The 13,529-nt window shown below is 38.7% G+C and carries 11 protein-coding genes and 1 pseudogene; 7 read left to right on the top strand and 5 right to left on the bottom strand.

The genetic code is table 11. The features are described 5' to 3' along the window. Nucleotides 1-137 precede the first annotated feature (137 nt). The 5 genes and pseudogenes from IGI47_RS08030 to IGI47_RS08010 all read left to right on the top strand — a co-directional run bounded on the left by IGI47_RS08030 (nt 138) and on the right by IGI47_RS08010 (nt 7,496). Nucleotides 138-1,745, top strand: a complete 1,608-nt coding sequence (locus IGI47_RS08030) for a polysaccharide biosynthesis protein (protein WP_311931098.1) — start codon at nt 138-140, stop codon at nt 1,743-1,745. Between the two features lie 326 nt (nt 1,746-2,071). Beyond that, nucleotides 2,072-2,920 (top strand): DegV family protein, encoded by an 849-nt coding sequence (locus tag IGI47_RS08025; protein ID WP_438783887.1) that lies wholly within the window; start codon nt 2,072-2,074, stop codon nt 2,918-2,920. A 340-nt stretch (nt 2,921-3,260) separates the two neighbouring features. Next, nucleotides 3,261-3,740, top strand: a complete 480-nt coding sequence (locus tag IGI47_RS08020; protein WP_438783886.1) for a DUF6530 family protein — start codon at nt 3,261-3,263, stop codon at nt 3,738-3,740. A gap of 12 nt (nt 3,741-3,752) precedes the next feature. Then, on the top strand, nt 3,753-5,996 hold the full coding sequence (locus IGI47_RS08015; RefSeq protein ID WP_438783885.1) for an AAA family ATPase: 2,244 nt from the start codon (nt 3,753-3,755) through the stop codon (nt 5,994-5,996). A gap of 324 nt (nt 5,997-6,320) precedes the next feature. Beyond that, nucleotides 6,321-7,496: pseudogene (locus IGI47_RS08010) on the top strand (IS110 family transposase). Between the two features lie 465 nt (nt 7,497-7,961). On the opposite strand, the gene IGI47_RS08005 reads toward IGI47_RS08010, so the two are convergent. Continuing rightward, nucleotides 7,962-8,354: a helix-turn-helix domain-containing protein gene (locus IGI47_RS08005; protein WP_438783884.1), complete on the bottom strand. Its 393-nt coding sequence runs from the start codon at nt 8,352-8,354 to the stop codon at nt 7,962-7,964. Nucleotides 8,355-8,393: 39 nt separating this feature from the next. On the opposite strand from IGI47_RS08005, the gene IGI47_RS08000 reads away from it, so the two are divergent. Together IGI47_RS08000 and IGI47_RS07995 are read left to right on the top strand one after the other, a co-directional pair. Then, the gene (locus tag IGI47_RS08000; protein ID WP_438783883.1) at nt 8,394-9,149 is read left to right on the top strand and encodes an MFS transporter; all 756 of its coding nucleotides are present in this window, start codon (nt 8,394-8,396) and stop codon (nt 9,147-9,149) included. Between the two features lie 153 nt (nt 9,150-9,302). Continuing rightward, nucleotides 9,303-10,952, top strand: coding sequence for a glycoside hydrolase family 13 protein (locus IGI47_RS07995; protein WP_438783882.1), 1,650 nt, complete (start codon nt 9,303-9,305; stop codon nt 10,950-10,952). 78 nt (nt 10,953-11,030) lie between these two features. Here the strand turns inward: IGI47_RS07995 and IGI47_RS07990 are convergent, their stop codons facing one another. The 4 genes from IGI47_RS07990 to IGI47_RS07975 all read right to left on the bottom strand — a co-directional run bounded on the left by IGI47_RS07990 (nt 11,031) and on the right by IGI47_RS07975 (nt 13,407). Continuing rightward, nucleotides 11,031-11,195: a GNAT family N-acetyltransferase gene (locus tag IGI47_RS07990; RefSeq protein WP_438784456.1), complete on the bottom strand. Its 165-nt coding sequence runs from the start codon at nt 11,193-11,195 to the stop codon at nt 11,031-11,033. 337 nt (nt 11,196-11,532) lie between these two features. Beyond that, entirely contained in the window at nt 11,533-12,081 is a 549-nt protein-coding gene (locus IGI47_RS07985; RefSeq protein ID WP_438783881.1) for a TIGR01440 family protein, read from the bottom strand. Nucleotides 12,082-12,113: 32 nt separating this feature from the next. Continuing rightward, a complete protein-coding gene (locus tag IGI47_RS07980; protein WP_438783880.1) occupies nt 12,114-12,605 on the bottom strand; it encodes an ECF transporter S component in 492 nt (163 codons plus the stop codon). After that, complete coding sequence (locus tag IGI47_RS07975) at nt 12,595-13,407, bottom strand: hydroxymethylpyrimidine/phosphomethylpyrimidine kinase (protein WP_311931458.1); 813 nt, start codon at nt 13,405-13,407, stop codon at nt 12,595-12,597. Before IGI47_RS07975 ends, IGI47_RS07980 begins: the two co-directional genes overlap by 11 nt. Between the last annotated feature and the right edge of the window lie 122 nt (nt 13,408-13,529).

Raw genomic sequence — 13,529 nt, 5'->3', positions numbered from 1 at the left:
TTCGCCTTCTCTAAACTTAGAGAGCGGCTTTTTTATTTTCATTGCGTATAAAATTTCAGCAGTGATTTGTCCTCTCACTTTTTTTTGCTATAATAGGGGAGATATTGATTTAACTATAGATAGTCGAGGAAAATTTAATGAATAAAAAATTGATGCAAGGAACATTCTGGTTAACGTTTGCCAATTTGTTATGTAAGGTCTTAGGAGTCGTTTATCTGATTCCTTGGTTAAGTATGATGGGGAACAACCAAGATGGCATGTTAGCCACAACACTGTACAATGTCGGGTATCTTCCATATGGCTTGTTTTTGATGTTAGGAACAGTTGGCTTTCCAAATGCTATTGCCAAGAAAGTGGCAGTTGCAACGAAGGAAGGAGATCAAGAGGCATGTGGCGTGATTTTTCGCAGTACGATCAACATCATGTTCGTGATTGGGATCGTTTCGGCAGCATTGATGTATCTCTTTGCACCATTGCTTGCTGGAATCAGTCCGATTGCCAATGTGAATAATGGGATTCTAGCAATTCGCAGTCTGTGCCCTTCATTAGTGGCAATCCCGATTCTTAGTGCAATGAGGGGTTATTTTCAAGGAAAGAACAACTTACGTCCTTATGGTAGCTCTTTGATCATCGAGCAAGCTGTACGTGTGCTAGTGATTTTAGCAGGTACGTATTATTTGCGCGTATTAACAGACGGTTCGATCGTTGAAGCCGTATTGATCAGTACTGTGGCATCATTTTTTGGTGGACTCGCAGCGATCATCCATATGTATTTTGTAGGACGTAAAAATGACTACTTTAGATTGAAAGATTTCTTGATTTCAAGTCGGTATTTCCAGAAAGAAAATCGTTCTTCTTCTGTATCGATCATTCGAGAAACGTTGCCTTTTATTTTCGTTGGTTCAGTTATCACGATCGTTCAAATGATCGATCAAGTAACGATGAAACCATTGCTCCATTTCTTTCGACCAGCGATTGCAGATCAGCAGTTAGAGTTTTTATTTAGCCGAGCATCTGTGAATCCGAATAAATTGACGCTGATATTGATCTCTATGGTGGGTACCGTGGCAATCAGTAGTCTGCCGATCCTTAGTACTTTGAAGAAAAAAGACCGACTACAAATCGAAAAAACAGTCGGTGACAGCTTTTCGATTGCCGTTTTGATCTTATTGCCGTCGTTAGCAGGCATGTCCTTATTGGCAGGTCCTTTATACACGTTGTTTTTCGGGTATGATCCAGACAGCGTGGGCTATTTCCAATTTGCTCTGTTGGCGTCGTTATTCTTTTCTTTATTTACGATTTTATCGACAATGTTGCAGTCCTTGAACCATCATTTGGTGGCGATTCGCTTAACAGTGGAAGCCATCATTTTGAAATTGGTGTTCCAAGTGATCGGGTTAGCTTTATTAGGCGGATACGGTATGAGCTTTTCAAATACAATTGCTTTTGGGATTGTCTTTGTTCGAGGGTACCAGTACATGTGTAAAGAATATCGAATTGCGCCATTTGTGCGAATCAGTCAGTATTTCTTAAAAACATTCCGTTCAACTTTCTTCATGCTAGTGATATGTTCATTGGTCTTTCTAATGCTGAATACACAACTTTCAATGACCTCAAAAGCATATGCAGTCGTTTATTGTGCGGTCATCGGGATCGTTGGTGGCATCACGTTCTTATTCGCACAATTCGGGAGAAACGGGTTGCAACACGTACGCAACTTCAAAAATCGCCACCAAGAAAACTGATTATGTGGTCTTTTTAACAAATGATTCGACGGCTTTTCTGAAAGAATATGAAGAGAGAGGGTGAGAGAAAAGTAAAAGTTGCTTTTTTCTCACCCTCAAAACTTGAATGAATGATATGAATAGAAGTTATCACTTTTAGAAATCAGCTGAAACATTCAAAAACATGAAAAATGGTTTTGATAGATTCCATTTTCTTACTTGGATCTGCATTGGTGTGTGATCCAAAGTAGATTCTTCACTTTTTCTTACAAAGGTTCAAATATAAGTCTTCTTATGATATAGTTAAGAAGACTGGTAAAATTCTTTGAAACGAGGAACTTAATTAAATGAAACTTGCAGTAGTTACTGATAGTACGGCATATTTGCCGGAACGAATCAAGAATCATCCAGATTTATTCGTGATCCCAATCCCAGTGATTTTAGATGGTAAGATCTACAACGAAGGAATCGATATTGAAGCGGATGAATATTATGGACTTTTAAAAAATAGCAAAGATTTTCCAACGACTTCACAGCCAGCTGTTGGGGAAGTTTTGGCACTTTACGAAGAGTTGAAAAACAAGGGATACGATACGATTTTAAGCATTCATCTATCATCAGGTATTTCTGGCTTTGTGAATACATTGCATGGGCTGAAAGAAGATGTGGAAGGTGTTACGATCGTTCCGTATGATTCAAAGATCACAAGTATGCCAATGGGCCATATGGTCGAAGCAGCACTAGATATGAGTAGTAAAGGACATTCTTTAGAAGAAATCATTGCCCATGTAGATCGTATTAGAGATAATACCTATGCGTATCTGATCGTGGACGATTTAAACAACCTTGTGCGCGGTGGTCGTTTGACTAACGGAGCGGCTTTGATTGCTGGGCTTTTAAAAATCAAACCAATTTTGACCTTCTCTGAAGGAAAGATCGTTTTATTTGAAAAAATCCGTTCAAGTAAAAAAGCTTTTGCTCGCGCAGAAAAAATCATCGGTCAAAGAAATGAAGAAATTGCACCACCTGTGAAACTATACGTCATTCACGCGAATAATTTAGAAATAGCAAAAGAAGAAAAAGCCAAACTACAAAAACAATATCCGAATGCAGAGATTGAAATCGGTCATTTTGGCCCAGTAATCGGCAGTCATTTAGGCGAAAAAGCAATCGGACTTGCTATCTCAGCGCAATAATTCCTCTTTATTTCTATTCATTTGAAATGAGAAGCAAGAAAAGACTAGTGCTTGAAAGTATCCTTCAATAGAGAGAACTGTTCTCTTGAAATCTCGTAAGTGTTTTGTAAAGAGGCATGGCCTACTCAAATACTTAGCTATTGATTAACTAAGAAAAAGAAAACCAATGATTCGTTCATTGGTTTTCTTTTTTTGTACGATTACGATCATACAGATGAATAAACTAGCGAGACACTCATTTTTGCTTTTTTATTGTTCCTGTCGTATAATCAAAGACAAATTTTAGTAAACTAGTAAATTACTAATTTAGTAATTTACTAAATAAAGGAGTGCTTAACCAATGGAAATACCAACAAACTTAAAACATAAACCTGTAATCGTTGTAGAAGATTATGATAAAGTAGACGGAAAAAATGCGCTTCATACAGATGCAAAAGGGCTCTCACTGGGATTGGCTCAATGGAATGATCGAGGAAAAGTCGATATATCTGGAAAAGTATGGCGCCATACTGGTAAAAAATGGTCACGCCAATCAGAAGAACTTCCAATCACACGTATTTTGGATCTAGCAATACTGGCAGCACAAGGAAGCTTGTATTTTCAAGATGCATATCACTATGAAAAATTCTATGATCCGGAAAATCCGATGATCGATATCATTGGCCTTCAAGGAAACCGGATGACTGTAGAAGTCGATACCAAAAATCCTAAGATCGATGAAGATATCATCTTATATTACGATACTTTACAAAAAGATGGCGAACTGATTGGGGAACGTTTCCGTATCTTAAAACGTCTATTAGATGATTTAGGGTATTAGGAGGAAAGCCATATGGATAACTTTTCATTAACAGATCATCGCTCATTTTCAACAATCGAACGACAAATGATCTGGCAAAAGCCTGCAAGTCATCGAACAAGTTCTGTGGAACTAAGGATTGCGGCTGAAATCAAAGAAAACTGGAAAGACCCAGAAATGAAAATCAGTAATATTCTATTAGAAGGTGACGCTGGGTCTGGTAAAACACAATTGGCTAAAGCTCTGTCTGCTGATTTGCAACTTCCTTATACAAAAGTGACTTGTTTTGCAGATATGGACAAATCGGATGTTTTTGGCGCTCTTTTGCCAGTCGTTGATTCCGACGAAGAAGAGGATCAAGCTTTGATTGATGCCATCAACCAAACAGATACGCTAAATGCTGTTTTACAAGTTATCAAGGATCACTATCAAGTGAACGATGAACTAGCAAAACAAAAGTTAGCTAACTTTGTGCAACGGATCGATGAACAAAAGTCAGAAACAGTCCGCTACAAATATTACCCTTCTGAAATCGTACGTGCGATCGAGAAAGGGTATTTATTAGAGATCCAAGAACCAACAGTGATCAGAGATGCCTCTGTCCTAGTGGCCTTGAATTCTGCTCTAGAGCCTAACGGGCTATTGAATCTACCAACAGGAGTCGTACCTCGCCATGCTGATTGTGTGATCATCATTACCACAAATCGCAACTATCAAGGAAATCGTCCGCTGAATGAATCTTTGCGTGACCGGATGCAGCATGCTGAAAAAATGGATCTGCCCACTCTTGAAGTAATGGTTGAACGTGCAATAGGAAAAACGAATATCCAAGAACCAGAACTGTTAGCTAAAATGGCTGAGATCATCCGACTTCTAGATGAAACTGCTAAAGCAAATGCCATCAAGGGCGTTGCCGGCATGCGTTCCTATTTCTATTGGGCAAATACTTGGAAACAAGGGCAAGATGTATTGGAATCCTTGTATCCCAAAGTACTGTATAAATTAACTACTGATCCAGAAGAATTAAAGATTTTGACCCAACGTTTACAAGAGAGTGGTCTTTTAGAAGAGTTGCGCACACTTATTCAGTTACAAAAATGGGGAAAGCCTTCTGACGTTCAAACATCTGCTCGTGGAAGAGTGTTGACAGCTGAAGAAGTGGACCAAAGGAATATTGACCAATTAGCAGAAGAGACTTTTTCCCTTTCTGAAAGTGAAAAGAAAATTGAGACAGAAAATGAAACTACTGAAAAAGCGCTAGAAAAAGAACCCACAAAACTGCAAGAGAAAACTTTGCCCGTTTCGCAGGAAGAACGCAGCGAGGACGTAGAAGGGAAAAGTCAAGACGACCAAGATCAGGCAGAAGATATTTCCAACAAGATGTCTGCATCCGATATGGAAGCTCATGACAAAGAAATCAAGCGTGAACTAAACAAAGAAGCTCGTCAAGCAATGAAAGGAACCATTCACGAAAAAGAAGGGCTGATCATTCATCGACCAACATTTACGCCAAATAATCCAGAGGCACGTAAATTAAGGAAACAAGTGTTGCCAGTGGTTGACTCTTTAAGCAGACAGATCCTCGATCTACTTGAAAACGACGAATCAGCGACCTATCAAAAGAGTAAATATGAAGGGCAGCGTTTCGATGCCAGTCGTGTGGCATATGGTGATCTTCGAAATTTCGATAAGAAAAATCCGCCACACGAACAGCCTTCATTGGCAGTTGCTATCAGGGTCGATGAATCTGGCTCGATGATCCGTGATGATCGGATCGAAGCCGCCAAAAAAGCAACGATCGCAGTCGCAGAATTTGCACAGCGCGTAAATATCCCGTTGATGATCTATGGGGATACCGCTGACGTATCTGCAAGAGAGAAAACATCCTTATTTTCTTACAAAGAATTCTCAGATGACTTTAGTTGGTTAACAGATAAGTTAGTAACGATGAAAGCACGACAAAATAACCGTGATGGCGCCACATTGAGGATTGCCGCAACTAAGCTCAGTCAGCAAGCTGCAACGACAAAATTGATGCTAGTGATCAGTGATGGACAACCTAAAGCTTTACCTGATTATACAGGGAAGAAAGCAAAACAGGATATCCAAGAAGTCTTATCAGAGTTTGAGCGCCAGGGCGTGGTCTTTGTTTCTGCAGCAATCGGACAAGACAAAGAAGAAATAAAAGAAATCTATGGTGAAAATCGTTTCCTTGATATCACCGACTTGAATGAGTTTCCGAAACAATTGATCCAATTGATCTCACGTTATTTATGAAATGCCGTAAGAATGATCGGTTAGGGTTAAAAAACCGGAGAGAAAAATGAGGTCGAGACAAAAATTGTTTCGACTTGAGAAATTGGAGAAAAAACATACTAAGATTAGAGGGTAAATTCATCGACGGATGAAATTACCCTCTAATACTCTTTTAAGCGTATAGTTGGTTGTGAAAGAAAGACCGACCACAGTCTCTTGGACTACGAGTCCTAAACAAAAAACGGTCTCCTTCACTGTCATTTTAAAACCTGGTTTAAGTATGTTGGGGCTTCGAGCCCGTGTAAAGGAGATTAGGAACGAAATGAAGCAGTGAAGAATCTTTCAATGAGAAAAAGTTATGTCGTTATTTATCATGAAAATACTTGTCTTTTTGAACAAGAAATTCTTCACGATAACACATATTTCAATGCACTTTTTCAAGAAATTTATGCTCTTTCCAGAACGACCACAAATCGTTTTTGAAGCAACGGGGGTTTATTCAAGAGTCATTGAAACTTTTTGCCAAAAGAATCATTTCGCCTATTGTTTATTAAATCCTTTAGAAGCGAAAAGACAACTGAATATTGACTTACGTTCAGTCAAAACGGATAAACGAGATGCCCATCGACTGGCACAAACACACGGTCAATTTTTGCGGAAACAAACACAATCTCAAATAGAAGTCTATAAACAAACACGCGATTTTGCACGCTTTTATCAACAAATTGAAAGGGACATGAAACGCACGAGAATGAACCTGCATACCGCTTTACAATTGACTTTCCCAGAATTGGAAACACTTTTCACAAACAGGTTATCAAAACTCGCCTTAAACCTTGTCGAACTTTCCCCCACCCTGATTACTTGGCACACTTAAGCCAAACCAAGGTAAAAAATGTGCTAAAGAAAAATACGGATAAAAAAATCTCCGATCAAAAAGCCTTGGTTAAAGTACAAAACTTACTTTCACTTGCGCAAAATTCTTATCCAGCAGAATCTGGACAAAGTATTTCTGTTCAAAAAGTCGTGTATTATGCCCAACAATTGCTTGTAACAAAAGAACAACTCGCCAAACAGCTAGTTGAAATTGCGAAACAAAAAATAGAATTTGATTTTTATCAAAGTATCCCTGGAATTGGTGAACTTTCTGCAGGGCTCATTATTGGTGAATTAGGGGATATTCGGCGTTTTCCTTCTCATAAGTAATTGAACGCTTTCGTCGGTGTTGATACCAGAAGATATCAATCTGGGAAATATACAGCCAAAGAACACATGAATAAACATGGAAATCCGAAGGCCCGAAAAAATTTGTATTTTATTATGATGAACATGATTCGACAACAAGCGGCGGGGTCCAATCATCTGGTGGACTATTACTATAAACTAAAAACGCAACCTTCGCCCAAAAAGCATAAGGTTGCGCTCGTCGCCTGCATCAACAAGCTCTTGAACTGTCTCTATTCGATGGTACGACCTTCAAGTCCGTATGTTTACTCATACACGGCCTCTAACGACCAATAAGGAATATATCCTTATCTAGAATAATAGCATACCTAATAAAAAAATTTCTAATTTATTAGGCTTATTTCGTATACTTTTTTCTTGATAAAAACCAATAGAAAAAAGTACTTGACTAAACGTAGGAAAGAGGCTGGGACAGAAGTGTTTAACTCCGAGAAACAAGAAGAAATTCACGAAAATTGCTTTTCAAATTTTTGTGAATTTCGGCTTATTTAAGAAGGAGGTGTTTCTGTTCCCGCCGTTTATTCGTTTTTAAAGAATGAGACAAAAGTGTTTCTTACTTTTGTCCCACGCTTTTTTTTGTAAATTCCCGAAAAATCTACTTTTGGATGCCGTTTATTCGACAGTCTGTAGCAAAACTGATTTTTAGATTTATCCCACATTCATTTCTGGAGCTTTTTTGCCGATATTTTTTAATTTGAACCTTTATCTGCAACTATTTGAACGGAATCAAAAAAAGACCTGCTACAATAAATGCTTTTTACGAAACGTACTTGGAGACAATTTGAAAATCTTCTTAAAGTATTTGGACAGATAGTATCCATGTTTAAAACCCGTTAGTTCTGCAATCTCTTCCATAGGTAAATTGGTTGAGATGAGGAGATTTTGTACATTTTTTAAGCGGACCTTCAGCAAATATTCTTTTGGTGAATAGCCTGTTTCTTTTTTGAATAAACGAGAAAGATAAGACGCATTGAAAGAATATTTTTCACTGAGTTGTTGGATCGAAAAATCCTCTTGATAATGATTATCGAGGTAATGCAACAAGTCAATGATACGTGAATTATGGATCTGCAGTGGGGGAATCGACTGATTTGGTTTTTGATAAGAAATACTGCTGAATAGAAGTATGTCCATAACTCCATCGGTAGGCGAGGATTATTCATTGTCACAGGAGTGATCGGGATCATTTGGGCATTTGTTTGGTACGTTTTGTATTCTGATCCGAAAAAGAATAAATGGGTGAGTCAACAAGAATTGGCTTATATCAAAGCTGGTGGAGCAGTTTTTGAAGAAGTCAGCGATACAGCTCCAAAAGCTAGTTTAACAAAAGAAAATTTGAAAAAATTATTTACAAAAAAACTGATTGGTATTTACATTGGTCAATTTGCCATAAGTGGAACATTCTGGTTCTTCTTAACATGGTTTCCATCCTATTTGACAGAAGAAAAAGGTATTTCCTTGAACAAAATTGGCTTTTTATCAAGTATTCCTTATCTAGCTGCCTTTGTCGGAGTTATATTAGCTGGCTATGTATCCGATAAATTAAGTAAGCGTGGTTTTTCTAAAAGTATGTCACGCAAAATACCTGTCATCACAGGGTTACTATTGACTCTATTGATCATGGGAGCAAATTACACATCAAATCCATATCTGATCATCACTTTTATGTCCGTTGCCTTTTTCGAAAATGGACTTGCAACAATCACCTGGGTGTTTGTTACTCTTTTGGCTCCTAGTAATTTGCTTGGTCTTGCTGGCGGTATCTTCAATCTATGTGGCGCTCTTTCTTCCATTGTTATTCCAATCGTCATTGGTTACCTTGTAGCAAATGGAAATTTTTCTTCCGCACTTGTTTTCATAGCTGCTATTGCGTTAGTCGGTACATGCTCGTACATCTTCGTAGTGGGTAAATTGGAAACAGAGGAATAATCAAAAGGTAGGTAAATTAAAAATACGCTGATAAATCGTGGACCATTGACTCTAGCTGAACTGGCTTCCTTCTATATGTTAACGGTAACAGACACACAATTGGTGAAACTTCCTTTATAATGAAAGAAAGAAACAGGAAGGAAGGTCTGCAAGATGACATATGCAAAAACATGGTGGAAGGAAGCTGTCGGCTACCAAATTTATCCTGCGAGTTTCAAGGATAGCAATGGGGATGGAATAGGAGATCTAAATGGGATCCGTGAAAAAATTCCTTATTTAAAAGATCTTGGCATCGGTTTTATTTGGATCAATCCTATTTATCCTTCACCATTTATTGATAACGGTTACGATATCAGTGATTACCAAGGGATTCTTGGTAAATTTGGGACCATGGAAGACTTTGATCTATTGTTAGAAGAAGCCCATCAAGCAGGTATCAAGATTATCATGGATCTGGTTATCAATCACAGCTCCGACCAGCATGAATGGTTTATTGAAGCAAAAAAATCAAAAGAAAATCCCTATCATGACTATTATATTTGGGTCGATGGCATACCTGAGGAAAAACCGAATGAGTGGCAATCGATTTTTGGTGGATCCGTTTGGGAATATGAACCAGAAATCCAACAATACTATCTGCATATTTTCGCAAAAGAACAACCAGATTTGAACTGGGAAAGTATACAGTTGAAAAATGAATTATTCACGATGATCCGCTGGTGGTTAGATAAAGGTATCGATAGCTTTCGTTTAGATGCGATTTCCCATGTCAAAAAAGATAAATATTCCGTGAAAGCAACCGAAAATCCTTTCTCTCCTTTTCAAAATGTCTCAGGAATCGAAGAACATTTGAATGAACTAAAAGATGTCTTTGACGAGTACGACATCCTGACTGTTGGCGAAGCCAGTGGGGTGACGGCAGAGGAAGGACCAGAGTGGGTAGGACCTGATGGCTATTTTGATATGATTTTTGAATTTGACCATATCTCGATATGGAAACATGAAAAAGAAGGCGAACTTGATGTGTTGCAGTTAAAAAAAGCCTTGAGTGCTTGGCAGACTTCTTTAGATGGCAAAGGCTGGAATGCCTTGTACATGGAAAACCACGATGTTCCTCGTTCGGTTTCTGTTTTTGGCGATACGAGCGAAGAATTTTGGGCGCTTTCTGCCAAAGCAATTGCAATGATGTATTTCTTTTTACAAGGCACGCCTTTTATTTACCAAGGACAAGAAATCGGCATGACCAATGCACCTTTTACATCAATTGAGGAAATCGATGCAGTCGACTCCAAACGTCTATTCAGACAATTGATTCAAGAAGGAAAATCAGAGGCAGAAGCGCTGGACATCGTTGCAGACACAACCCGAGACAACGGTAGAACACCAATGCAATGGTCAGCAGAAGACTTTTCCGGATTTTCGACCAATCAGCCATGGCTAATGGTCAACCCAAATTATCCTGTATTGAATGTGGAAGATCAGGAAGAAGATCCCGCATCAATCTTGCAATTTTATAAGAAAATGATTCGAATCCGTCGTGCCCATATGGGTTTGATCTATGGTTCTTTCATCGAACATCTTGCGGAGCATTCACAGGTATATAGTTACGAAAGAGTCTTACAACAAGATCGCTACTTAGTGATCGTCAACTTAACGAACGATCCTGCAGAATATACATTCACTGAAGAAGTGAGCCAACACGCTTGGCAATTGTTGCTTACCAACACAAATCAGCAAGATCGATTATTCAAGAGTTCGGGTACATTAGAATCTTATGAAGCATGCTTATATAAGAAATTGTAAAAAAATACAAAATCCACCAAATAACCCAACTAAAAACCAGAATTAGTAAGAGTTTCCTTACTAGTTCTGGTTTTTGTTTTAGGCTAGTTTCTTTTCACAAACAAGATGATGCTTGCCATTGATGGTTTTGTCAGCTATTTTTACAAAGCCTTGTTTCTCCCACATCTTGCGACCTGCCAGATTATCAACCAGCACTCCTAAACGCAATGTTTTCACTCCTTGTTGTCGGCAGTAATGCTCCAGTTGCTGATAAATGATTGGATCATTCCCTTATTGGCGATAAGGTAGACCAATGGGAAATTGTTTGCTCTATCGGCTATTTAGAAAGAAATAACGGAACTACGAATGCAAGTTCAGCCAAAAATCTTCCTATCGAGCCAGATATCAAAAAATAGTTTTCCTCTTTTAAATAAAGAAAAATACTGAATTAATCAGACAATTAAATCAATGGTTTAAAGAATAAACAAGTATTTAAAAAACTATGCTACTAAACAACCTACAATGAATCATATCTTATAGTTCTGTATTCTATGTATCCAAAACTCCAGTAGAAGATCAACTCCTACTGGGGTTCAGCTTTTTATTCATAAACGGCACGAGGACCGCCAATAAATTTTGGACGTGAGCGCAAGGCCGTTACATGAGCAGCACCAAGCGTATTGTTTCTAGGGCGAACAGGTACTTGAACATGTTTGACATGCATCCCGATGGCCGTATCGCCAATATCAATACCAGCTTGAGCAACAACATGTTCAACTTCCACAGGATCTGAAAACTGTTCAAATGCTGCGACAGAGCATGCACCACCAGCATGGAGAGCTGGTTTGACAGACACGATCTCAAATTGTTTGTTTTCGGCCACTGCTCGTTCCACAACCAATGCTCGATTCAAATGTTCGCACCCTTGGACGGCTAGTGAAATATTTAAAGGATCAAGTATTTCTTTAAATGTCTGGATGATCCATTGTCCAACTTCAGCGCTTGAATTTTTACCGATATGACCACCAACAACCTCACTCGTGCTGCAACCTAATACGAAAAGATCACCGGCTTTTAAATGTGCTTTGGTCAGAACATCGTTGACCATTTCTGTTAATTGTTTTTTTAACTGAGTTTCTGTCAGTTCCATAATTACCATTCCTTTTTATATACAACCATTTTTTATTTGCTGATTTTTTTATTTAATTGCAGACGTTGGATCGCTGAAGTCAATGGGATCGCTAAGCCAATTCCTACAATGTTTTGAATCATGTTTCCTGGGATAGAAGCTACGCCAGAAGGCCATCCATACAAAAACAACCCAGCGAACAAATAGCCAATGACCATGACGACTGTACCCAAGACTAAGCCAATGAGCCAGCTTGTTGTTGATTTTTTAGCGAAATAGCCACTTATCAATCCTTGAAGACCGTGGATCAAAAAAGAAAAAATAGCCCACTGAGGATAACCTGAGATCAAGTCGATCAAGAGTCCACTGGCTGCACCCACAGTCAGACCGCCAAGCGGACCGAATAGGGAAGCAGTCGTATAGATTCCCGCTTCACAAAGAGTGACAAATCCGTTTGTTGCTGGTACTGGAATCAATACTGTCAGTGAAAGTGCCACAGTTAAAGCAATCATCAAAGCATAAATCGTTATGTGTTTAGTAGTCAATCCAATCATCCTCCTTCATTTCGCCACCTGACCAGACACTTCCTGTGCCATCTTTCATCATGATACCGTTTATAATGCATTGGTACACGTATTTTTTACTATTAGCGACTGACTCAGAAAGGGAGGTACCATTCGCAAGATTAGCTGTTATAGCAGAAGAGAAGGTACAGCCAGCACCGTTAACAGTTACTGAAGGTCTTTTTTTCAAGTGGAAACTTTCGAATCCCGCTTCACTATATAATACATCAACTGCATCTTCACCAAATACACCAGCGCCTCCTTTGACTATCACCGATTGACTGCCAAATGAATATATTTCTTTGGCCATTTTTCGTATTTCCTCTAATTGGAACGAATCGTTTTTACCGGTAAGCAAGGCAGCCTCTTTTAGATTTGGCGTAACAACATCCGCCAATGGGAATAAGTGATCAACTAAATGTTTACTATACGTATCTTGAGCTAGATCATCTGTTTCCTTGAAAGCCAAAACCGGATCAAGAACGATGGGGATATACGACTGTTTCTTTACAAATTCTGTCACAACATCGATTGCTGCCATAGAATTTAGGAGACCGATTTTTATTCCATCCAGGTTGACCATCCGATCGATTGAAACAAGTTGTTGCTCCAACCATTCAGGCGAAACATTTTGCAAAATAAAATCACCTTCGTTATTTAACATCCCTACGCAAGTAAGTGCGCTCATTCCGAACTGATGATAGTTCTCAAACGTTTTTAGATCAGATTGGATTCCGCCACCCGCAAAGGGATCCGATCCGCCAATCGTCAATATCTTTTTCATTCGTTTCCCTCCACTTCACAAGGGTCAGTATACCTAAATTGAAAGCAGAAAAAAACAGCCAATTGGATGATATTTAAGTCAGCCAATTTTAGATACATGGTTTCCATACGAAGTAAAGATTT

It is taken from the genome of Enterococcus sp. AZ191 (assembly GCF_051713845.1).
Taxonomy (GTDB): Bacteria; Bacillota; Bacilli; order Lactobacillales; family Enterococcaceae; genus Enterococcus_B; species Enterococcus_B durans.
This window is presented reverse-complemented; position numbering and strand designations above follow the sequence as displayed.